We start from the raw sequence: 22,134 nt of genomic DNA, 5'->3' as shown, positions 1-22,134 counted from the left end.
GACAGACCGTCCGGAGGCACCGCGCGGGGCGGTTCCCGGGAGCCACGGGCCCGCGCCTCCCGGCGAGGGCCGGAGAACGGCCCGCGCAGTGACGACCAGACGCTCCAGGGGGAGGACCGGATGTCCCGGCAGGAATCGACGACGGCCGGACAGCGCCGGGCGACGGTCGTGGACGTGGCCCGCCTCGCGGGGGTGTCCACGGCGACCGTGTCCCGGGTGATGAACCGCAACTACCCCGTCGCGGCCGCCACACGCGAGCGCGTCGAGGCGGCCATGCGGGGACTCGGCTATGTGGTCAACGCGCATGCGCGTGCCCTCGCCGGCGTCTCCGGCCGCACGGTGGGCATCATCATCAGCGATGTCGTCGACCCGTTCTACGCGTACATCGCGCGCGGTGTGGAGCGTGAGGCGGCGGCGGGCGACCGGCTCTGCCTGGTCTGCACGACCCAGGGCGACCCCCAGCGCGAGCTGGCCTTCATCGAGCTCATGCACGAGCGGCGTGCCGACGCCGTGATCCTCGTCGGCGGCAGCGTCGCCGACCGCACCTACCGGGCCGAACTCGCCCGCCGCGCCCACGATCTGGACGCCGGAGGCTCCAAGCTGGTCCTGTGCGGCCGGCCCTCGCTCGGCGAGGACGTTCCCACGGTCGGTGTGGAGTACGACAACGAGGGCGGCGCCTTCGCGATCACCGACCATCTGCTCACGCAGGGGCACGAGCGGATTCTCTACCTCGGCGGCCCTCCGGGGCTCTCCACCACCCGGGACCGGATCGCCGGGCATCGGCGCGCCCTGGAGCTGCGGGGGGTCGCCCACGACCCGGACCTGGTGCAGCCGGGTGCGTTCAGCCGGGCCTTCGGCTACCGGCGCATGAACGAACTGCTGCGGGACGGACTGTCGTTCACGGCCGTGTTCGCCGCGAACGACATCGTCGCCGCCGGTGCGGCCCAGGCCCTGGAGGAGGCCAGGATCGGCGTTCCGCAGGACGTCTCCCTGGTCGGCTACGACGACGTGCCCGTGGCCCAGGAACTACGGCCGCGCCTCACCACCGTGCACGTACCGCTGGAGGAGCTGGGGCGGCAGGCCGTGCGGGTCGCGGTCGACGGGGGCGACGAGGACGACTGGCGCGCGCCGACGACCGGCACCCTGCGGCTCGGGACCCACATCGTCGTCCGCGACTCGGTGGCGCCGCCGCGCACGGCCAAACGCCGTCGATCCTGAGCGATTCCGCGTGCACGAGGACCTGTTGACGCAGTAACGAACAGAAACACGTCCTGCCCCCTTGCGGACGGACAGCAAACGCTTACATGCTGGCGCGCAGCTCCCCCGAGCCCCGCGCCTCGTACCGAGCCGAGTACAGGGCTGCTCCCGGGACGCACTCCCGCCTTCTGCACCTCCTCGCCCCCAGGAGATGACACCGATGCAGATCCCCCCGCCTTCCCCTCCCTCCTCCTTCTCCTCGCGCTCCTCACGCCTGTCCGCCCCGTCCCGTCGTTCGGTCCTCGCCACCATGACCGCGGCCGGTGCCACGCTCGCCGTCGGTACGGGTACGGCCCACGCCCACGCCCACGCCGGGCCGACCGTCGCGCTGACGGCACGCCCCTCCGCCGAGGCCGAACGCCTGCGCCTCGCGTCCGCCCTGCGGGCGAGCGAGTTCCAGCCCACCGGCCAGTACGCCACCGCCGACAGCCCGCTGCGCTTCGACGTCCTCCCGTTCGACGGTCTCGTGCCGACCCTGTGGATCGGCCACTGGGACTACTACGGCACGGTCAAGGAGCCCCGCGGGTACCCGCTCAAGCCCGGCAGCAACACCGTGACCGATCCGCACGGCGGGCCGGTGTACTTCACCCTGGAAGGACGCGGCGAGCGGGCCGGCGTGCGGTTCAAGGACGGATACCGCCCGATGCCCGTCTTCGCGCTCGGCCGCACCGGAGAGGCCGATTTCCAGCGTCAGCTCGACACCCTCACCGACGTGCCGGTGGTCGAACTCCAGGGCCCGCGCACCCTCGTGACGCTGACCCGCGACGGAGCCCTCCTCCACCGGGGCGAGGACCACGCGGCCCTTCTGTCGCTCCTCGAAGAGATCATCCAGGCCGAGCAGGACATCAGCGGCCTCGACGGTTCCTCGCCGCTGCACCGGCCGAAGACCGGCCGCTTCCACTTCACCGAGGTGTCGGTCGTCCCCGCCGGGGTCGGCGCCTTCGCCACCCACGGCTACAACGGCTTCCCGCGCGCCTATCTGGACCGGGCCACCACGGTCCAGGGTCTGCGCACCCGGGGGTGGGGGCTGTACCACGAGCTCGGCCACACCCACCAGCAGATGGCGTACAAGCCGACCGGCCTCACCGAGGTCACGGTGAACATCTACTCCCTGGCGGTGCAGCGCGCGCTGGGGCAGACGTCCAACCTCCTCCTCCCGGATGCCAAGACCGGCCTCACCCCGTTCCAGTCGGCCCTGCCCAAGCTCGGCGGACCCGGCCTCGTCTACGAGAAGTCCTTCGGCGCGTACGAGAAGCTCGTCCCCCTGCGCCAGTTGGAGCTTGCCTTCGGCTCCGACTTCTGGCCTCGGATGCACCGGCTGGTCCGTGCGGAGAACCCCGCGTCGGACTACACGGAGACCGCGAAGCGCTACCGCTACCTCGCCCTCTACGCCAGCCGAGTGGCGGGCCGCGACCTCACCGACTTCTTCGTGAACCGGTGGGCCTTCCCCATCGACGCGCAGGGCCTGTCGGAGCTGGCGGCCCTGGGCCTGCCGCAGCCGGCCGTCGACCCGTCCACCCTCACCGGCTGACTCTCTCCCCCTCTCCCACCCCCGCACTCTTCGACCGATCAGCAGGAGGCGCACCGGTCATGGCTCTCCCCAGACGACACGTGCTCGCGCTCGCCGGCGCCACGCCGGTCATCTCCTTCCTTCCCGGGGCCGCCGCAGCGGCTGCGACAGCGCCGTCGCAACCGGTGGCGGGGGGCGGATCCGGATCCACGCCGGCCTCGGACGCCGCCGATCCGTACGACTCCCTCCTCGCCCGGGCCGAACAGGAGCTCACCGGCGGCGCCTTCGACCCCGCGGACCCGGACTTCGCCGCCGCGCTCGACGCCCTCGATGCCGAGGCCGCCACCTGGTGGGAGCGGTTCGACACCACACAGGGCCGGAAGGCCCTCTGGGCGGACCTCTCCCCCGCCTCCGACCCCGGCATGTTCGGCCAGAGCTATCCGCGCCTGCGCACGATCGCGACCGCCTGGGCCACCCCCGGCACCACGCTGACCGGCCGTCAGGACGTGCTCGACACCCTCCTGGAGGGCCTGCGGTTCCTGGGCACCGTCGGCTACCACCCGGGGCGCACCGAGACCGGTAACTGGTGGTTCTGGGAGATCGGCGCGCCCCGCGCACTGATGGACACCTGTGTGCTGCTGCGCGCACACCTCCTGCCGGCCGACCTCGCCGCGTACGTCGCCGCCGTGGCCCGGTTCTGCCCGAACCCCGACCGGCGTACGAACATCCCGTCCCTGGCCGAGACCGGCGCCAACCGGGCCGACAAGGCCGTCATCGTCGCGCTGCGGGGCCTCCTCGCCCGGGACCCCGCCTCGTTGGTCCTCGCCCGTGACGGCCTCTCCGACATACGGGACGGCGGGCGCAACAGTCTCTTCCGGTACGTCACGTCCGGGGACGGCTTCTACGAGGACGGGTCGTTCGTCCAGCACGGCAGCGTCGCCTACACCGGGACGTACGGCAGTGTGCTCCTCGGTGGTGCGGGGCAGCTCATCGCCCTGCTCGCGGGGTCGGAGTGGGCGCTGTCCGATCCGGCCGTGAGCGTGCTGTACGAGGCGGTGGAGCGGTCGTTCTCCCCGGTGATCTTCGACGGGGTGATGATGGACGCCGTCCGGGGCCGGGCGGTCTCGCGCGAGCGGGCCCGGGACCATCACGACGGGGCGGTCACCGTCTCCCGCATCCTGCAGCTCGCCGGGGGTGCACCCGCCGCGCACGCCGAGCGCTGGCGGGCCCTCGCGAAGGGCTGGATCCTCCGCAACGAGGCGACTCCGTACACGGGACTCGTGGGCATTCCGGCGCTCGCGCGCGCCAAGGCCGTCCTCGACGACCCCGCGGTGCGACCCGCCGACCGGCCGACGGGACATGTCGTCCTCGCCGACATGGACCGGGTGGTGCACCGGCGGCCGGGCTGGGCCTGCGCGCTGTCCCTGTCGTCCCGGCGCATCGCCGCGTACGAGGCCGGCAACGGCGAGAACCTGCACGGCTGGTACACCGGCGACGGCATGACCTCGCTGTACGACGGCGACGATCCGGCGGCCTTCGGCGACGGGTTCTGGCCGACCGTCGACCCGTACCGCCTCCCCGGCACGACCGTGGACACCCGCGCCCGCGAGGATCTCGGTACGAGCCCCGGCACCAGCACGTACCGCCCCGTGAACGCCGTGGCGGGTGGCGCGGCGCTCGACGGCCGGTTCGGTGCGTCCGCTATGGAACTGGCGGCCCAGGGCAGCACGCTGCGGGCGAGGAAGGCGTGGTTCTTCCTCGACAACGCCGTCGTGGCGCTCGGCTCGGACATCACGGCGAGCGACGGCCGGGCCGTCGAGACGGTCGTCGAGAACCGGAACCTCCACGCCGACGGGCGGCAGCGCTTCACCGTCGACGGGCGCCGACAGCCCGACGCGCCGGGGTGGCGGGCCGACCTCTCGGGTGCCCGCTGGGCCCATCTGGAGGGCTTCGGCGGGTTCGTGTTCCCCGGTCTGCCACGCGGTGACGTCGCCGCAGCGGGCTCGTTGCACGCGCTCCGGGAGGAACGCACCGGCACCTGGCGTGCGCTCAACACCGGCGCGGACACGGGTGGCAGCAGCACCCCCGTCACCCGTCGCTACCTCACCCTCTGGTTCGACCACGGCCTCTCCCCCTCCTCCGCGTCCTACTCCTACGTGCTGCTCCCCGGCGCGAGCGCCGCGGCGACCGGCGTCTGGTCGCTCTCCCGCCCCGTCGTGGTGGTCGCCAACAACGCCACCGTGCAGGCCGTCGAGGCCCACCGGCACGGTCTGCTCGCCGCGCACTTCTGGCAGGCGGGAACGGCGGGCGGCCTCTCCCTGTCGGGGCCCGGCACGGTGCTCGTCCGCCGCGCCGGGCGCCATGTGTCGGTGGCGGTCGCCGACCCCGGACGCACAGGAACGGAGCTCACGCTCGAACTCCCCTTCCGTGTCCGCCGCGTGGTCCGCGCCGACGACACGGTCACCGTCGCACCGGGCCGCCGCACCGTCCTCACCATCCGGGTCGACGGATCGCGGGGCCACAGTCACACGGCCGAACTCGTCCAGTGACCGCCCCGGACCGCCGCCCCCACCGGTGGTCGCTCGGACCGTCCGGCTCGTCCCGTGACCGTCGGGACTCTCGAAAGGAGCCCTCGTGCCCGCACCACATCTGCGCCTTCCCCCGACCGACCGCGTCCTGTCCCCCCGTACCGGCTGGACGCGTGCCCACTGGGAGGCGCTCGCCGACCGGCAGTTGGAGGCGCTCGTCCCGTACGCCACCCCGGGGTTCGCCCAGTACCGCCTGCCGGGCCGCTCCAGCTGGTCGGGCGTCGTCTCGGACGGCCTCGAAGGGTACGCACGCTCATTTCTCCTCGCCTCCTTCCGGATCGCGGGCGCGGACGGAAAGGTCGACCCGCACCTGATCGAAAGGTATACGCAGGGTCTGACATCCGGCACTCTCCGTGACGGCCCCGAAGCCTGGCCGGTGCTCACCGACTGCTCGCAGCAGATGGTGGAGGCGGCCTCCATCGCCATCGGTCTGCACGAGACGCGCCCATGGATCTGGGACACGCTCGACACCCCGGTCCAGGAGCGGGTGGTCGAGTGGCTCTCGGGCTTCGTGGGCGCCCGTACCTGGGACAACAACTGGCGTCTCTTCCAGGTGGTGTCGGAACAGTTCCTGGCCTCCGTCGGCGCACCGCACAGCCGGGACGACATCGAGGGCGGCCTGGAGCGCATCGAGGACTGGTACGTCGGTGACGGCTGGTACAGCGACGGCGACGGCCGCAACTTCGACTACTACATCGGCTGGGCCATGCACCTGTACCCGCTGCTGTGGGCCCGTATCGCCGGTCCGGACGGGGACGGCGGCCGGGGTGCGGTCTACCGGGAGCGCCTCGCCCGGTTCCTGTCCACGTACCCGCAGTTCTTCGGCGCCGACGGGGCACCCGTCCACCAGGGGCGTTCCCTGACGTACCGGTTCGCCGCGACGGCGCCGGTGTGGCTGGGCGCCCTCGCCGACTGCACTCCGCTCGCCCCCGGCCTCACGCGGCGCCTCGCCTCGGGGACCGCGCGGCACTTCGTGGAACGCGGTGTGCCGGACGAACGCGGGCTGCTGCCCCTGGGGTGGTACGGCACCCATCTGCCGACGACCCAGCCGTACTCCGGACCGGCATCCCCCTACTGGGCGAGCAAAGCCTTCCTCGGTCTGCTGCTGCCCGCGGACCATCCCGTGTGGACCGAGCGCGAGCAGCCCCTGCCGGTGGAGCAGGGCACGCAGTACACGGCACTGCCGGCGCCGGGCTGGCTCCTGCACGGCACCGCGCACGACGGCATCGTCCGGCTCGTCAACCACGGCAGCGACCACAACCCGCCCGACGGTCCCGGCGAGGACGACCCGCACTACGCGAAGTTCGCGTACTCGACGGCCACGGCACCGGAGTCGGCCGCCCACGCGTGGGCGAGGACGGTGGACAGCCATCTGGCGCTGCTCGCCATCGACGGCACGCCGTCCCGGCGCAGCCGCATCCATCCGGTCTCCTGCGAGGGGCGCCGGGCCTCCTCCCGCCACACGGCACGACTCCCCGGGTACGACGAGGAGTTCCCCGTCGAGTCGACGAGCCTCTTGCACGGCCCCTGGGAGATCCGCGTGCACCGGGTGCGTACCCCCGGAGGGGTGCGGGTGCGCGAGGGCGGGTACGCCGTCGCGGACGTCACCCCGCCAGACGTTCTCAGGGGCCCCGGCTGGGCACTCGCGCGGACGGAGGCGGGGCTCACGAGTGCGGTGGTGGGTCTGTACGGCTGGGCCGAGGAGGGCGAGATCGCCCGCGAGGTCGAGGCCAACGCCTTCGGTCCGCACTCGGCCACGCCGTACCTCCTGGCCTCCGGTCCGCACGCTCCCGGACACCCGGCACGCACGCGCGTGCAGGTGACGCTGGTGGTGCTGACCCGGGACGCGGTGCACCCCGAGGCCCTGCGCGCGGCGATCCACTGCGAGAGGGGGGAGGACGACCGGATCCGGGTCACCTTCCCGGACGGCGAATCCCTGACGGCCTGACGGCCGCACATCCGACAGCACGCCCTTGGAGGAGAGATGAAACGACGGTTCGCCCCCCTGTCCTCGGTGAGAGCCTGGGCAGCACCGGCCGCACTTCTCGCGGTCGTGTCCGTGTTCTCCCATACGCCGGCGATCGCGGCACCCCCGCAGCGGACGCAACAGGCACCCCAGGCGGAACCCCAGGCACAACAGGCACAGCCGGTGAAGAACAAGTACCGCGCGGACGCCGGACTCGCCGACTGTCTGCGCACCTTCAGCGGCAACGACACCGTCCAGGTCGGCGCCTGCACACCCGCCGCAGGCGAATACACCTCCATGCGCCAATGGGAGGCCGTCGACCAGGGCAACGGCTACGTCCTCCTCAAGAACAAGTACCGCGCGGACGCCGCACTGGGCGACTGCCTGCGCACCTTCAACGGCAACGACACCGTCCAGGTCGGCGCCTGCACACCCGCCGCAGGCGAATACACCTCCATGCGCCAATGGGAGGCCGTCGACCAGGGCAACGGCTACGTCCTCCTCAAGAACAAGTACCGCACGGACGCCGCACTGGGCGACTGCCTGCGCACCTTCAACGGCAAGGACACCGTCCAGGTCGGCGCCTGCACACCCGCCGCAGGCGAATACACCTCCATGCGCCTCTGGAAGGCCGTCGACCAGGGCAACGGCTACGTCCTCCTCAAGAACAAGTACCGCGCCGACGCCGCACTGGGCGACTGCCTGCGCACCTTCAACGGCAACGACACCGTCCAGGTCGGCGCCTGCACACCCGCCGCAGGCGAATACACCTCCATGCGCCTCTGGAACGCCGCCGCCTTCTCCACCGGCTGGCCGACCCGTCCGGTCACCGGTCAGAAGCGGGCGCTGGTGATGGCCACCCACTGGAGCGACGCCACACCGGTCGATCCCGCCCCCGTCGAGCAGGCGACCCTGGGGGCAGGCACTCCGTCCCTGCGGACCTACCTCCAGGAGGTGTCCGGCGGGGCGCTCGACCTCACGGGGGACATGCTGACCGACGTCGACCTCGGGGCGAGCCCGACCGGGTGCGAGTCTGCGGCGATCCTGAGCTCTGCCAGGGCCGCCGCACGGGCGCGGGGCGTCGAACCGGACACGTACGACTATCTCTTCGTCGACATCTCGCGCCACTCGGCGTGTCCATGGGAGGGGCTGGCCGCCATGCCCGGCACCTGGGTCCTCTCCAACGGTGTGGGGCACAAGACGTGGATGTGGACCCATGAGTTCGGCCACTCCCTGGGCTTCCAGCACTCCGACACGCTGAAGGCCTGTCCGGTCGCGGGCGCCGTCACGACCGTGAACGGCGCGTGCACGGTGTCCGGAGGCGACGACCCGACCGACACCATGGGCGGCGGCGGGATGCATCTCTATCCGGTCGACTACCGGCAGTTCGCCGGCTGGATACCCGACTCCCAGGTCCCGCGCGTCACCTCCACCGGGAGCTACCGGCTGGGCATTCTGGGAGAGGGCGGGACCCAGGAGTTCCGGATCGCCCGCCCCGACGGCAGCTTCCTGTCCCTGGAGTACCGCCGGGCCACTCCGCCCTACGACGACTACGTCGCGACCGACCCCCTGGTCAACGGCGTGATCGTCCGTATCGTCACCGCCGGCGGCACGGTGAAGAACCGGCTCGTGGACGCGACGCCGGCCACGCCGACCACCGACGACGCGCCGCTGGAGGTGGGCAGGACGCTGGTGGACGAGGTCGCCGACGCGGCCGTCAGGGTGTGCTCGGTGGGCACCCAGGGCGCGGACCTTCGCATCGCGGTCGGCGGCACGGCACCTCCCGCCTGCTGAGAGGGGACGACTCGCAGGAGGCTCGTGGGACGGCTCGGACCGGGGATAATCGCACTCCCAGGGCCGTCCCACGCGCGTGCGTGGCCGTGGCCCGGCCGAGCGAAGAGACGAAGGATCGATGACGCCGAAGGTGGGCCAGCGCGTGAAGCTGGCGGTGGAACTCGCATGGACAGGGCAACTCACCGTGGTCACGGAATCCCCGGAGGAACCGGGTGACGTCGTGGGATACCTGGCCCTGGCAGCGGGCACCGAGGGCACCGTCGAAGAGGTGAACGACGACCGGCAGGAGAGCCAGGAGGTCCGCGAGTACGTACGGCTCAAGTCGCTCCTCGACGACTTCGGCCACCAGATGCCGCCGGGGAGCAGGGCGCAGCTGGAGGAGCAGATCGCCGCCCTGGAACCCGCGTGGACCGCCTACCAGGAAGGTCAGATCCCGGTCCGGGTCCGCGTCCGGCTCGACAACGGCTTCGTCCTCCGCGACACCGCCGGGGATGTCTTCGTGGCCGTCTGACCCTCCGCACCGGACCTCCTGGGCGGAGGCGCCGCCCAGGACCCGCCGTACCGGACCTGCCGTGCCGGACCTGCCATGCCGGACCGTACCGGACCCGCCGTACCGGACCCGCCGTACCGGACCCCGCCGCTCACGGTCCCTTCGCCGGTACCTGCCGTCGGATCAGATACGCGGCGGCGGAGGCCACGAGCACCAGCATGCAGGCGATGAAGACCAGTCCCGCCCCCTCCAGGCCGAGCGGATCGGCCAGCAGCCCCACGCCGATCACCGGGATCGAGATGCCGGTGTACGCGACCACGAACAAGGTCGAGATCACCGCCGCGCGCCGGTCCGGCGGCGCCGCCGCGGCCACGGAGGACAGGGCCGCACGGAAGGCGAGTCCCTGTCCGGCGCCGCCGACCACGGCGGACAGGGCCACCAGTGCGAGGAGGTCCGTGTACAGCGCCGCCGCGAGGAGGACGAGGCCGGCGAAGAGCACCGCGCAGCCCAGGGGCAGGGAGCGGGTCACCCCGACGCGGTCGACGGCCAGTTGTCCCGCGGTGGAGGCGAAGAACGCGAGTGCCACGATCAGGCCGCTCACGGCGTGGTTGTCGACGTGCAGGTACCGGGCGAGGAACGCGGGGCTCACCGAGGTGAACACCCCGAAGAGGGCGAAGCCCACGAACGAGGCGATCGCCGCCGGTACGAACACCGCTCGCACCTGAGCCGGCAGAGCGGGCAGCTGCGGCCGTACGGCGCCCGGTCCTCGCCGGTCCCGTACGGTCTCGGGGAGCCACAGCAGGACGACGATGCTGACGGCCACCAGGCCGAGGTGCACGGCGTACGGCAGCAGCAGGGGCTCGGGGGCGTACTCCGCGAGCAGTCCGGCGAGCAGCGGCCCGCAGCCGAGCCCTCCCATGTTGGCGGCCGTCGCCACGAGCGTCGCCCGGGACCCGCCGCCGGGTGGGGCCAGCTCGATGACGTACGCGGTGGCGGCGCCGGTGAAGAGGCCGGCCGACAGACCCGAGAGGAGTCGGCCCGCGTACAACCAGCCGACGGCGTCGGCGAGGAGGAAGCACACGGCGCTGGCCGCCGCGAATCCCAGGCCGCAGAGCAGCGTGGGCCGTCTGCCGACCGTGTCCGAGGCGTTGCCCGCCAGGAGCAGTACGCCGATGACCCCGAAGGCGTACACGGCGTACACGACGGTCACCGTCAGCTCGGAGAACCCGAACTTCTCCTGGTAGAGGGGGTAGAGCGGGGTCGGCAGCGTGGTGCCGGCCATGCACACGACGAACACGGCCCCGGCGAGCAGACACGGCAGCCAGCCTTGACGATCGCCTTCCGTGCCACGATCGCGTCGCGTGCCACGATCGCGTTCCACGCCCCGGTCACCTTCCATGCAGCGGACCGTATCCCCGCCGACCGCCGACCGAGCGGCACGAACTGCGGCAATCGCGTGGATTCTCCGCACAACCCTGCTCACCCCCGTGCCGGCGATCCGTCTCCCTGACCACCAGTGGTGAACCCTGGGACGAGTCGGCTCGGGGCGGGCGGCAGTGCCAGTGCATCACGGCTTGTAGCGGCCTGCGTCGTTCTTCGGACCCTTCGTCGGCGCGCCCTTCGGGGCGGCGTTCGGGGCGGCGTTCGCGGCCTTCCCCGGTCCGCTCCCGGATCCGCTCGCCGGTCCGTTCTTCAGCCCCTTCTTCATGCCGTTCTTCACTCCGTTGTCCGACCCGTTCCCGGTTCCGTTCCTCTTTCCGTTCTCCCTGCCCCTTCCCTGGCCCGAGGGCGCAGTGGGCCGCGTTGCCGGGCTCACGGGTGCGGACGTCGTGCCGGGCACGGTCGCCGGACCGTCCGGCGGGGCGACGGTCCCGTCGAGCCCGGGGACAGGGGTCGTCGGGGCGGGCGCCGGATCGTCCGCGAAAGGGCTGGGCAGATCCACGGCGGCGATGGCCACTCCGCCCAGCGTCACGCTCGCGAGCAGGGCGGCGAGGGCCGTCCTCAGGGAGCGCCGGCGAAGTCGGTGCGCGGCGCCGGGAGTCCAGTCGTCACGGCGGCGTGCGCGGCGCCTTCCCGGGGACACGTGCAGGCCGGTGTCGCGGGCGGCCCGGAAGGCGGCGAGGGCCTGCGCCTCGGCCCCACCACCGGCTGCTTCCCCGGCCTTCGCGCTCATGGTGGCGCCGCTCGTGGTGGCACCGCCCGTGGTGGCCCCGCTCGCCGCTTCCCGGCCGCCGCGCAGCGCGGCCCGCAGAGACCTTTCCAGGTCTTCGTACCGATGCTCGTCGGACATCCCGTCACCTCCCTGTTCCCTTGAGTTCCCGCGCCAGCCGCTTCAGTCCCCGGTGCGCGGCGGACCGTACCGCACCGGGGCGTTTGCCCAGGACCCGGGCTGCCGTCGGCCCATCGAGACCGACGACGACCCGGAGCAGCACGGCTTCGGCCTGCTCCCGTGGCAGCCCCATGACCAGCGCGAGCGCCTGTTCCGTGGAGAGGGCCTCCAGGACGTCTCCCGCGGTGTCGGCGGTGGCGGGCAGTTCGAGCACGTCCTGTTCGAGCAGGGCGGGCCGGGGGCGAGACCGTACCCTCCGCAGATGGTCGAGTGCCCGGTGCCGGGCTATGGTCGCGGTCCAGCCGCGGAAGCCCCCGCCGTCGCCGCGGAACCTGCCGAGGTCGCGGGCGATCTCCAGCCACGCCTCGGAGGCCACGTCCTCGGCGTCCTCGCCGACGATGCCCCTCAGATAGCCGAGCAGCCCCGGGTAGACGGCCCGGTACGCGTATGCGAACGCTTCCTCGTCGCCCTCCTGGGCCCGCGCGACGGCCGAGCCGAGTTCCAAGTCGCGTGCCGTGGTGGGCGAGTGCCCCGTCCCCTCGTCCACACGATCCTCTTCACAACCCGTACTTTCACGAACCTCCGGTTGCCGCCGTGTACCGGAATACAGTCATCCTGTCAGACCGTCAGCACATCCCCGCCGTCAGGCCGTCGGGTGCCCAGACCCTCCGTCTGCGCGTGCGCGGCGGCCGCCGCCCGTGCAGGGTGAGGAAGTAGGTCTGCAGGGATTCCTGCGGCCCTCTCTCGAAGCGGTTCACGGTCCGGCCGAGCGGGTTCCACATCCGGCCGTCCGGCATCCGCGAGCCGACGGGGTGGGCGAAGACGGAACGGAGCAGGTGCTCCGGGGGGATGTCCACCCAGACCGCCCCCGCCTCACGTACGAGCACCTCGCCCACGTAGGCACCGATGCCGAGCAGCGGCCCGGACATGTCCTCGCGTCCCGCACCCCCTTGCCGCAGCCCGTCGATGAGCCGGTCGACGACGCGCAGGCTCGCCGCGGTGTAGTCCAGCGGCAGCCGCGCCCTGGCGGTGGCACGCCCCACGAACTCGGCTGCGTGACGCCCCATGTCGGCCGCGGACAGCGTCAGGTTTTCGCGGTCCATACGTGATCACCCTTCCCCTTCGAAGCGGCGTGATTCGCCGGATGATCAAGCGCGAGCGGGGCCGGAAACATCACGGCGGGAGCGGGTGACGCTGATCACAGGGCCATCGGACACGCACTTTCGTCCGGTTGGCCGGAACCCACCAGGTCCACCTCGCGCCCGGTGACGGTCCGGGTGCCCCCTTCGACGACGCTTCTCGGCTCATCCACCGTTCGCTCACGGGACGTCCCGGCGAGATGCGTCGTTCACGCTGGTCACGGCCGCACGCCGGGCGGAGGGGCGGACGCGGGGATTCCCCGGGCTCGCACGCTCGCCAGGGCCATTGCCCCCCATGGCCACCGAGGCGCATGTCGGGCGATCGGAAAACGGCCATTCTTTGCCTGGGCCGTGCGTCATGGACGATCTTCCGAGGGCGACGGCTCGTTCCCGACGGTCGTCCGGATAGCGGACGGAGGGTGTCATGACCTCATCACCCCCTCCCCTCAACCTCCTCACCCGCACTCCGCTGCACGCCCCACACCGCACCGTCAACCACGCACCGGCAGATGTCCGGAAGGGCTCGCGCCCCGTCCCCTCCCCGGCAGCACCGCTGTACCTTCCTCCTGACCCTGACGCCGACCGGGGTCGCCCACGTTCGCGCCCCCACCCAGGCCGCTCCGGCGGCCGCAGCCGCCCAGCGCGTCGCACCTCCCTCGCACCCCCCTCGCGCCTTTCCCTCTGCCTTCCCCGGTGGTTCGCCATGCCCGCTGCACCCGCCCGGCCCCCGACCTCCCGCCCTCGGCCGTACGACTCCGGCCGACCCTAGGCAGTGTCCGGAAAGTCCCGCCTGGCACAAGCGGACGAGGAAGGCGAACACGACGGTGCGATTCCAACTGCTGGGGCCCCTGAGCGTCACCGACGGGCGGGACGTCGTGATGCTCCCGCCCTCCAAGCCGACGGCGCTGCTCGCCGCACTGCTCATCCGGCCGGGTTCCATCGTCTCCACCGACCGCCTGCGCGACATCGTCTGGGGCGAGGAACACCCCACGACGGCCAAGACCGCTCTGCAGAGCTGTGTCCTGCGGTTGCGGCGGCTCTTCGCCAAGTACGGCATCGAGAACCAGGCCGTCGTCGCGGTGGCCGGCGGCTACCGCATCGACGCCGACGCCGAGACGCTCGACCTGCTCCACTTCCGCCGGCTCGTCGAGCAGGCCGCCGCGTCCGGGAACGACTCCGAGCTGTACACGCTGCGCAGCGCGCTCGCCCTGTGGCAGGGGGGCCTGCTCTCCAACGTCCCCTCCGACCTGCTGCACCGGGACGAGGTGCCCCGCCTCACGGAGGAGCGCCTGAGGGCTCTCGAACGCGTCTGCGACATCGAGCTGGAGCACGACCGATGTCGCGAAGCCCTCGTTGATCTTTGGGAGGTTACGCGCGTATACCCGGCCCACGAGCGGTTCGCCGAGCAGCTGATCGCGGCGCTGTACCGGACGGGCCGTCAGACCGAGGCCCTGGCGGAGTACCGCAGGGTCAAGGGCCATCTGCGGGAGCGGCTCGGCGTGGATCCGCGGGCCGAACTCCAGCGTCTGGAACTGGCGATCCTGCGGGGTGAGGACCTCGGGCCCGCCGACGTGGCGCGGGGCCGGGTCACGCTGGCGACGGCCCCGGTCACGGTCGTACCGTCAGCAACCCCGGTCACGGTCACGGCCGTACCGCCCCCGGCCCCGGCTCCCGCCCCCGCGCCCGGCCTCGCCCCCGCGCCGACGGGACAGACCGCGGCCCACGGCCGTCACGGCCCTGAGGGGCCTCAGGACCCTCAGAGCTCCGACGAGCGTGGCGTCCCCGCCGGTCCGCTCCCGCCCCCGCCCCCACCCCCGCCGATTCCGACCGTTCCCGGCTTCACCGGACGGGAGCACGAAGTCGACTCCCTGGTAGGACTGTTGACGACCGCGGGACTCGGTGGCAGCTCCGATCGGGCTCCGTTCGCCGTCCTCTCCGGAGCGCCCGGCATCGGCAAGACCGCCCTCGCGCTGCACGTCGCCCACCTGGTGAGCGGTCACTTTCCCGGCGGCTGCCTCCTGGTGCCGCTGACCCGTCCGGACGGCAGCCCCCGCCCGGCGGAGGAGGCCGCCGACGAACTCCGGCGCGCGCTGCCCGCCGGCCCCGGGGAGGGCCGGGGCCGCGCCCTCCTCGTCCTGGACGACGTCGTCCACCCCGATCAGGTGCGCCCCCTGCTGACCGCGCACGCCTGCGGCGCGGCGATCGTCACGAGCCGGCGGGGGCTCGCCGCCCTCGTCGCCACCCACGGCGGCACCGTGCACCGTCTCGGCGCCCTCGACCCGGAGCAGTCGCAGGCGCTGCTCACCGCCGTCCTCGGCCGGGAACGGATCGCCGCCGAGCCCACCGCGGCGCTGCCTCTCGCGACCGCCTGCGGCCACCATCCGCTCGCCCTGCGGATCGCCGCCGCCCGGCTGCTCACCCGGCCCCGGCTGCGCCTCGCCGACTACGCCGACTGGCTCCGGCACGACCCCGTCGGCCGGCTCAGCCTGGCCGACGATCCTCGGATGTCCGTGCCGCAGCGGCTGGACGAGGCCCTCACGCGGCTCCCCCCGGCACTCGCCGAGGCCCATCTGCGCCTGGCCGCGTCGCCCCACGATCCGCTCACCACCGCCGGGGGCGCCGCCCTCCTCGGCCTTCCGGAGGACGCGGCGGAACAGGTCATCGAGCGGCTCCTCGACGCCGGTCTCCTGGAGGAGGGGCAGCCCGGCGCCTTCTGGACCCACGACCTGCTGCGGGCGCACGCGCGCCGCGCGGCGGGCTCCTCCTCGGGCCACGCCCCGGGCCTCCTGCGCCCGCCCCGGCACGGGGAGTTCCCGCAGCTGGACGGCGTCAGGCCGGCCGCCCTGACGTGACGGCAGGGCTCGTCCACCCGCAGGACCGGCGTCCCACCCGCGTGAACCCGCGCGCGCCACGACATCCCGAGCAACGCAGTCGGCCCACCACCCCGGGCTTCATCTCGCCACCCCGCAACGAGAGGTGTGACGCACGCATGACCCTTACGTCGTACGCGGAGATCGCCGGAACCCGGCCCCGAGTCCACCGAGATGTCCTGTTCACCCAGACCCCGAACGGCGTGATCTTCCACAACGCCGACGGCGGGTTCCAGCTCACCGCCAAGTCCGGCTACCGCTTCGCCACACTCCTCATGCCGTACCTGGACGGCAGCAGAGCGGTCGAGGAGATATGCGCGGGATTCGGCGACACCCAGAAGGCCATGGTGGGCGAGCTGGTGCAGGCGCTGTACGGGCGCGGCTTCGCCCGTCCCGTGCCGGCGCCGGAGGAGACGCCCGGCGCGTCCGTGTCCCCACCGGCCGTCGCGGCCCGTTTCGCCCCGCAGATCGCGTACATCGACCACTACGCCGACGCCGCCGACACCCGCTTCGCACGCTTCCGGGCGACCCGGGTCGCGGTCCTCGGCGACGGTCCGGTGGCCCGCTGGTGCGTGCTCTCCCTCATCCGCAACGGCTGCGCCGCCGTCGGCATCGACCGCTCCCTCGCCGACGGCACCGCGGGTGTGACGGCGGAGGAGTTCGCGGCCGTCCGCGGAGAGGCCGCCGCGCTCGCCGAGGAGGGCTGCCCCGTCGAACTGTCCCTGCTGCCGGGGCGGGACGCGGGCGGGGGCCGGAGCCGGGACCGGGAGGCCTGGTCTGCCTACAAGGGGTACGACGTGGTGGTGGCCGCCTCGGGGTCCGACGTACCGGAGGTGGTGCTGCCGCTGTTGCGGGAGGGCGTTCCGCAGGGCCGTACCCTCCTGCCCGCCTGGACGTTCGGCGGCTCGGCCGTCGTCGGCCCGGCCATGACCCCCGAGTCGGCGTCCTGCTGGTCCTGCGCCGCGCTCCGGCTCGGTGCGGCCGGTGGTACGGCCGCCTCGGACGCCGCCGAACTGTGGAGCGGTCTCGCCCTCGGCACCGGCACGCCCGGGCCCCGGCCGGCCGGGCCGCTCGCGGCGATGCTCGGAAACCTGCTCGGGTACGAGGTGTTCCGCCTGGTCACCGGGGCCCTGCCGGCCGAGACCCGGGACCGGGTGCTCGTCCAGTCCATGGCGAGCTTCGACGTCGCGTCGGAGCCGCTGCTCGCCCACCCGCGCTGTCCGTTCTGCTCGTCCTCCGTGGGCCTGCCCGAGCCGGTCGACCTGGCCTCGGCACCGGCGCGTCCCGCGTTTCTGCCGACGGTCGCCACCGCCCCGGACGACGACGCCGCCCAGGGGCCCCTCGCCGAACTGGAGCGGCTCTCTGCGCTCGTCCGTCCGTTCACCGGGGTCTTCACGTCCTACGCCGACGAGCCGCTGACCCAGACACCTCTCAAGGTGGGCTCGGTCGTCCTCGGTCTGGGTGCGCGGGGCGCCCGTACGATCACGGCCTTCGACGTGCACCACACCGCCGGAGCCCGGCTGCGGGCGCTGAACGCGGCGGCGGCTGTCTACGCCGAACACGTGGTCCCGGCCGCCGCCTTCACGGGGCCGCTGGACGCCCTGACGGCGGTCGCCCCCGACAGCCTCACCATCGCGTCGGGAACGGGCGGCGCCGGCGGTACGACCGCCTGGACCCCGGCCACCTCGCTCCTCACCAAGGAGGTCGTACGGGTTCCCACCGGCGCCGTGCGTCCCTTCGGCCCGGACAACGCGGACCGTCGCTTCGAGCCGACCCGGGCCGGGGCCGGGGCGGGGTCGGACCTGCCGGAGGCGGCGGCCGCCGGTCTGCTCTCGGCGCTCGCCCACGACGCCCTGCGCCGGGGCGTCGCGGGCTCGGGGGAGGTCGCCGCGATCGCGCCCGAGGTGTTCGGCGAAGACCCCGAGACGACGTTCCTCCTCCGGTCGGCCGCTCTGCTCGGCCTCAGGGTCGAGTTGCTCGACCTCGGCGAACGGGCCTACTCCGGCGCGTCGGTCGTCCTGGCGAGGACGGCGGCCGGTGACACCGGGCCCGGCCGCTGGGCCGTCGGCGCCGCCCTGGACCTGACCTCGGCCGCCGTCGACGCGGTGCGGGATCTCCTGGGGGAGGTTCAGCTGGCCGGGGAGGACGTGGTCACCGACGAGGGCGACCCGCTGCTGCGGGACCTGGACGCGACCCTCGTGCCGGTCACCCGGGACGAGGGGGCGCGGTCGCCGGGCGCTCCCCTGGAGTGGACCCGGGTCCTGGAACGCCTCGCCGCCGCCGGCCGCGACGCCCTGGTCGTCCCGACCCACGCCGCCGACCTGCCGACGGCGGGCATCCACACCGTCCGCGTACTGCTCACCCGGACGGCCCCCGATGAGAGCTGAGAACGTGGCCCGCCTGAGAGCCGAGACCGTGGCCCGGCTGAGAGCGGAGACGGCGGATCGGCTGAGAGGCCAGGGCGCGGCCGCGACGGGAGCCGGGCCGTCGGCTCCGCCCGGAGTCGCAGGAGCGGCCTCGCCGGACGCCGAGACCGCGGCTCCATCAGGGAGCGAAGGCGCGACCCCGCCGAAAGACACGGCCGCGCCCCCGTCGAGCCCCGCCGCCCGAGCTGTCGCGCGTGCCGGGTCCTCGCGCCGGTTCGCCGCCGCCCTGCGCACGGCGCTCGGTGAGCTCGGGGCCGTCTCGGGCGGGCCGGTGCCGGCCGTGACGGTCGACGCTCTGGGCGTCCGCGACGCCTTCGCGGGCGCGTCCGACGGGCAGGAGGCCCTCCCCGCGTCCTCCGCCACCGCGAGCGACCCGCTCCCCGTGCATCTCTACGGACGTCAGGTCGTCGTCGGTCCGTGGCCCGCGGCGACCGGGGGCGCCGGCTGCGCCACCTGCCTCCGGCGCCGCTGGCAGGGCGTACGTTCCGTGCCGTTGCGCGAGGGTCTTGAGCTCGGGTCGGAGACCCGGTCCGCAGGCGACTGGCCGTACGGCGTGCCCTTCGCCGCCACCGCCGTGGCCGCGCTGGTCGCGGGGCTCGCGGGGCTGTCGGAGAAGGCGCCGGAGCCCGGAGCGTACCCGCGGGTCCATCTGCTCGACCTCGACACCATGACCGTACGGAGTCATCCGCTCGTACCCGACCCCGAATGCCCCTCCTGCGGGACGCCCGAGGCGGACACCGCCGAGGCCGCCGCGCTGACGCTGCGACCGGCACCCAAGTACCGGCCGGGGGTCTTCCGGGTCCGCCGGATCGAGGACTACCGGCTGCCCGTGGACGCGTTCGCCAACCCCCATTGGGGCGCGATCGGCCCCTCCGTCGTCTGCGACGTCGCCTCGACCACCACGTCGGCCACCGTCGGCTGCTTCTCCTCCCGCTCCGGGGAGTACCTGCGCGAGACGTTCTGGGGCGGCCACGCCGACACCTACGCGCGCAGCCAGCGCATCGGGGTCCTCGAAGGTCTTGAGCGCTACGCGGGAATGCGCGCCCGGACCCGGACCGCCCGTCTCCGGGCGTCCCTCGACGACCTCGGCCCGACGGCCGTGGACCCGCGCGAGACCGGGCTGTACGCGGACGACTTCCATCGCGACAACCCTCGGGTGCGGCCCTTCACCTCTGACCGGGAGATCCCCTGGGTGTGGGGCTGGTCCCTGCGTGACGCCGCACCCCGCGCGGTGCCGGAGATCCTGGCGTACTACCACGCGCCGGGCCTGGAGAACCGGTTCGTGCAGGAGAGCTCCAACGGGTGCGCGTCCGGTGGCAGTGCGGAGGAGGCCGTCTACTTCGGGCTGATGGAGGTCATCGAGCGGGACGCCTTCCTGCGCGCCTGGTACGGGCAGGTCCCGCTGCGCGAGATCGACCCGTCGACCAGCTCCCGGCCGAGCACCCGGCACATGGTCGACCGGCTGGCCATGTACGGCTACCGGGCGCGTTTCTTCGACACCCGCGCCGACCTCCCGGTCCCGGTGGTCACCGCGTGCGCCGAGCGCTTCGACGGCGGCGTGGGCCGCATGTGCTTCGGTGCGGGCGCCGGACTCGACCCCGAGTCGGCCCTGGACTCGGCGCTCTGCGAGATCGCCACCGACGCCGTCAACCTCGTCGGCCGGACCCGGCGCGACGAGACCCGGCTGCGGGCGATGGCCGCCGACTTCGACCGGGTGACCACACTCCACGACCATCCGCTGCTCTACGGCGTCCCGGAGATGGGGCGGCACGCCGACTTTCTGCTGCGTCAGCCGGATCCCCACCCGCCACTGGCCGTCGCCGACCTCGCGTGGCCGGACGCCGACGGCGCCGCCGTGGCCCTGGATCTGCGCGCGGACCTGCTGCGCGCGGTGGGCGCGGTGACGGCCGCCGGCTTCGACGTGGTGGTGGTCGACCAGACGCTGCCCGAGCAGCGCGCGCTTGGACTGCACACCGTCAAGGTCCTGGTGCCCGGTCTCCTGCCCATCGATTTCGGCTGGACCCGGCAGCGGGCCCGTCACATGCCCCGGATGCGCGCGGCCCTGGGCCCCGCCGGTCTCCACCCCGCACCCCATCCCTTCCCGTAGCGGCGTCCTTCCCGCACGCCGTCCGAAAGGAGGCCGACCCCATGGGGTACGCCCATGAGTACGCCGATGCCGTCCTGCACCGTGGCCGCGTTCCGATGGAACCCGCCGACTTCGTCCCCGACTGGCCCGACGGCCCGCGCAGGGGGAAGTTCTATCCCGGCGTGGAGTCCTACGCCCTGCCCGACGGGGACGACCTGGCCGACGCGCCCGCGTGGGCCGGCCTTCTCCCTCCGACCGGCAAGGACGGCAGTCCCGGTGGGCACCGCGCCTTCACGCTCCCCCTGCTGTCCGCGATGCTCAAGGACTCGTACGGACTGACCGGCCGCCGTCTGGGCATCCAGGCCAACAGCGACCTGTCCGGGCTGCCGTTCCACACCCACGCCAACTGGTCCCGCGGCACGGCGGGCGGCGGCGGACTCTACCCGGTCGGCGTGTACTGGGCCTCGGGTCCGTCGGGCCCGCTCACGCCCGGCATCCACGCCTACGACGTCCACCGACACGCCGTGCAGCGGCTGTTGACGGGCGACGTGACGGCCCGGGTCCGCGAGGCGCTGGGGCCGGACGCGCCCACCGAGGCGCTGGAGACCGACCAGTACCTGATCCTCGGCGTCAAGTACTGGCAGACGACCTTCAAGTACAACAGCTTCGGCTATCACGTGGTCTGCACCGATGTCGGGACGCTCGTGCAGACGTGGCGGATCTGGGCCGCCGCCCACGGCCTGCGCACAGCGCCCGTCCTGTGGTTCGACGAGCCGCGACTGAACGGCCTGCTCGGCACGGTCGGCGAGGAGGAGGGCGTCTTCGCCGTGGTGCCCCTGCGCTGGGAGGGCGGCGGCCCCGCACCGCGGACGACGGGTGCCGACGGCCCCGACCCGGCGGTGCGGCACCGGGACGTCGAGCGCTCCCGAACCGTCATCGCGTTCCCCACGGTGCTCGCCATGCACGCGGCGACCGTGGCCGGCGCCGCCGGCCGGCCCGCGCCCGGAGCGCTCGCCCCGGCGGCCGCCCGGCCCGTCCCCGGGGGCGGCACCCGGGTCGCCCTGCCCGCGCCCGTGTTCCCCGAAGTGCCGGTGCGCCGCGTCCTGCGGAGCCGGCGCAGCAGCTTCGGCCGCTTCGACGCGGCCGGCCCCGTCACGCCCGGTCAGCTGTCCTCCGTGCTCGCGGCCTGCGCGGCGACCTCCTTCGGTGGGGAGGCGGATCCGGACGGCACTCTCCGGCAGGTCCGCCTGTACGCCTTCGTCAACCATGTCGTGGGCATCGCGCCCGGCGCGTACGTCTACGACCCCGACGCGGGCGATCTCGCACTCGTCGTCCCCGGCCCGCAGGGAGCGTTCCTCCAGGAGAACTACTTCCTGGCCAACTACAACCTGGAGCAGGCCGGCGTCGTCCTCGTGCCGACGGTGCGGACGACGGCCGTCCTGGACGCGGTCGGCGACCGGGGCTACCGGCTGGCCGTCGGTACGGCGGGTGCCGTCGCGCAGACGTTCTACCTGGCGGCGTCCGCCCTGTCGCTCGGTGCGGGCGTGGCGCTGGGCTTCGACAACGTGTCGTTCGTCGAGAGGCTCGGCCTCGAGGGCACCGCCGAGGCGCCCCTGCTGATCATGCCGCTCGGCAACGAGCGTCCCGGCCCCGCCGACTTCCGTCACGAGATCGCCTGA

14 protein-coding genes are annotated in these 22,134 nt (G+C 73.3%); 10 read left to right on the top strand and 4 right to left on the bottom strand.

The features are described from left to right. The first annotated feature begins 120 nt into the window (after window positions 1-120). The 6 genes from OG462_RS38550 to OG462_RS38525 all read left to right on the top strand — a co-directional run bounded on the left by OG462_RS38550 (window position 121) and on the right by OG462_RS38525 (window position 9,626). A complete protein-coding gene (locus tag OG462_RS38550; protein WP_406066873.1) occupies window positions 121-1,218 on the top strand; it encodes a LacI family DNA-binding transcriptional regulator in 1,098 nt (365 codons plus the stop codon). A gap of 199 nt (window positions 1,219-1,417) precedes the next feature. Further along, window positions 1,418-2,788: a M60 family metallopeptidase gene (locus OG462_RS38545; RefSeq protein ID WP_406065210.1), complete on the top strand. Its 1,371-nt coding sequence runs from the start codon at window positions 1,418-1,420 to the stop codon at window positions 2,786-2,788. A gap of 59 nt (window positions 2,789-2,847) precedes the next feature. Continuing rightward, window positions 2,848-5,316 (top strand): polysaccharide lyase 8 family protein, encoded by a 2,469-nt coding sequence (locus OG462_RS38540; RefSeq protein ID WP_406065208.1) that lies wholly within the window; start codon window positions 2,848-2,850, stop codon window positions 5,314-5,316. Window positions 5,317-5,401: 85 nt separating this feature from the next. After that, window positions 5,402-7,303 (top strand): DUF2264 domain-containing protein, encoded by a 1,902-nt coding sequence (locus OG462_RS38535; RefSeq protein WP_406065206.1) that lies wholly within the window; start codon window positions 5,402-5,404, stop codon window positions 7,301-7,303. A gap of 36 nt (window positions 7,304-7,339) precedes the next feature. After that, on the top strand, window positions 7,340-9,115 hold the full coding sequence (locus OG462_RS38530) for a hypothetical protein (RefSeq protein ID WP_406065204.1): 1,776 nt from the start codon (window positions 7,340-7,342) through the stop codon (window positions 9,113-9,115). Window positions 9,116-9,233: 118 nt separating this feature from the next. Then, on the top strand, window positions 9,234-9,626 hold the full coding sequence (locus tag OG462_RS38525; protein WP_406065203.1) for a hypothetical protein: 393 nt from the start codon (window positions 9,234-9,236) through the stop codon (window positions 9,624-9,626). A gap of 130 nt (window positions 9,627-9,756) precedes the next feature. Here the strand turns inward: OG462_RS38525 and OG462_RS38520 are convergent, their stop codons facing one another. The 4 genes from OG462_RS38520 to OG462_RS38505 form a co-directional block, all read right to left on the bottom strand. Beyond that, on the bottom strand, window positions 9,757-11,004 hold the full coding sequence (locus OG462_RS38520) for an MFS transporter (RefSeq protein ID WP_406065201.1): 1,248 nt from the start codon (window positions 11,002-11,004) through the stop codon (window positions 9,757-9,759). A 168-nt stretch (window positions 11,005-11,172) separates the two neighbouring features. Continuing rightward, on the bottom strand, window positions 11,173-11,895 hold the full coding sequence (locus OG462_RS38515) for a hypothetical protein (RefSeq protein ID WP_406065199.1): 723 nt from the start codon (window positions 11,893-11,895) through the stop codon (window positions 11,173-11,175). A 4-nt stretch (window positions 11,896-11,899) separates the two neighbouring features. Beyond that, on the bottom strand, window positions 11,900-12,481 hold the full coding sequence (locus tag OG462_RS38510; RefSeq protein ID WP_406065197.1) for an RNA polymerase sigma factor: 582 nt from the start codon (window positions 12,479-12,481) through the stop codon (window positions 11,900-11,902). A 79-nt stretch (window positions 12,482-12,560) separates the two neighbouring features. Next, entirely contained in the window at window positions 12,561-13,037 is a 477-nt protein-coding gene (locus OG462_RS38505; RefSeq protein ID WP_406065196.1) for a hypothetical protein, read from the bottom strand. A gap of 860 nt (window positions 13,038-13,897) precedes the next feature. On the opposite strand from OG462_RS38505, the gene OG462_RS38500 reads away from it, so the two are divergent. The 4 genes from OG462_RS38500 (at window position 13,898) to OG462_RS38485 (ending at window position 22,134) form a co-directional block, all read left to right on the top strand. Next, window positions 13,898-15,925 carry a BTAD domain-containing putative transcriptional regulator gene (locus tag OG462_RS38500; RefSeq protein WP_406065194.1) on the top strand — a complete coding sequence of 676 codons (2,028 nt, stop codon included), beginning with the start codon at window positions 13,898-13,900 and terminating at the stop codon, window positions 15,923-15,925. A gap of 137 nt (window positions 15,926-16,062) precedes the next feature. Next, window positions 16,063-18,330 carry a TOMM precursor leader peptide-binding protein gene (locus OG462_RS38495; protein WP_406065192.1) on the top strand — a complete coding sequence of 756 codons (2,268 nt, stop codon included), beginning with the start codon at window positions 16,063-16,065 and terminating at the stop codon, window positions 18,328-18,330. 13 nt (window positions 18,331-18,343) lie between these two features. Next, window positions 18,344-20,476, top strand: coding sequence for a TOMM precursor leader peptide-binding protein (locus OG462_RS38490; RefSeq protein ID WP_406066872.1), 2,133 nt, complete (start codon window positions 18,344-18,346; stop codon window positions 20,474-20,476). A gap of 41 nt (window positions 20,477-20,517) precedes the next feature. Then, on the top strand, window positions 20,518-22,134 hold the full coding sequence (locus tag OG462_RS38485; protein ID WP_406065190.1) for a nitroreductase family protein: 1,617 nt from the start codon (window positions 20,518-20,520) through the stop codon (window positions 22,132-22,134).

Origin of the sequence: Streptomyces sp. NBC_01077 (genome assembly GCF_045162855.1) — a bacterium.
In the GTDB taxonomy this organism is placed as follows: Bacteria; Actinomycetota; Actinomycetes; order Streptomycetales; family Streptomycetaceae; genus Streptomyces.
Note: the sequence above shows the minus strand (reverse complement) of the source record. Positions and strands in the feature narration are given on the sequence as shown.

Excerpts from the sequence above, each read along its gene's own strand:
- OG462_RS38550 (WP_406066873.1), top strand. The coding sequence starts at position 121 with ATGTCCCGGCAGGAATCGACGACGGCCGGACAGCGCCGGGCGACGGTC.
- OG462_RS38545 (WP_406065210.1), top strand. The coding sequence starts at position 1,418 with ATGCAGATCCCCCCGCCTTCCCCTCCCTCCTCCTTCTCCTCGCGCTCC.
- OG462_RS38540 (WP_406065208.1), top strand. The coding sequence starts at position 2,848 with ATGGCTCTCCCCAGACGACACGTGCTCGCGCTCGCCGGCGCCACGCCG.
- OG462_RS38530 (WP_406065204.1), top strand. The coding sequence starts at position 7,340 with ATGAAACGACGGTTCGCCCCCCTGTCCTCGGTGAGAGCCTGGGCAGCA.
- OG462_RS38525 (WP_406065203.1), top strand. The coding sequence starts at position 9,234 with ATGACGCCGAAGGTGGGCCAGCGCGTGAAGCTGGCGGTGGAACTCGCA.
- OG462_RS38520 (WP_406065201.1), bottom strand. The coding sequence starts at position 11,004 with ATGGAAGGTGACCGGGGCGTGGAACGCGATCGTGGCACGCGACGCGAT.
- OG462_RS38515 (WP_406065199.1), bottom strand. The coding sequence starts at position 11,895 with ATGTCCGACGAGCATCGGTACGAAGACCTGGAAAGGTCTCTGCGGGCC.
- OG462_RS38505 (WP_406065196.1), bottom strand. The coding sequence starts at position 13,037 with ATGGACCGCGAAAACCTGACGCTGTCCGCGGCCGACATGGGGCGTCAC.
- OG462_RS38495 (WP_406065192.1), top strand. The coding sequence starts at position 16,063 with ATGACCCTTACGTCGTACGCGGAGATCGCCGGAACCCGGCCCCGAGTC.
- OG462_RS38485 (WP_406065190.1), top strand. The coding sequence starts at position 20,518 with ATGGGGTACGCCCATGAGTACGCCGATGCCGTCCTGCACCGTGGCCGC.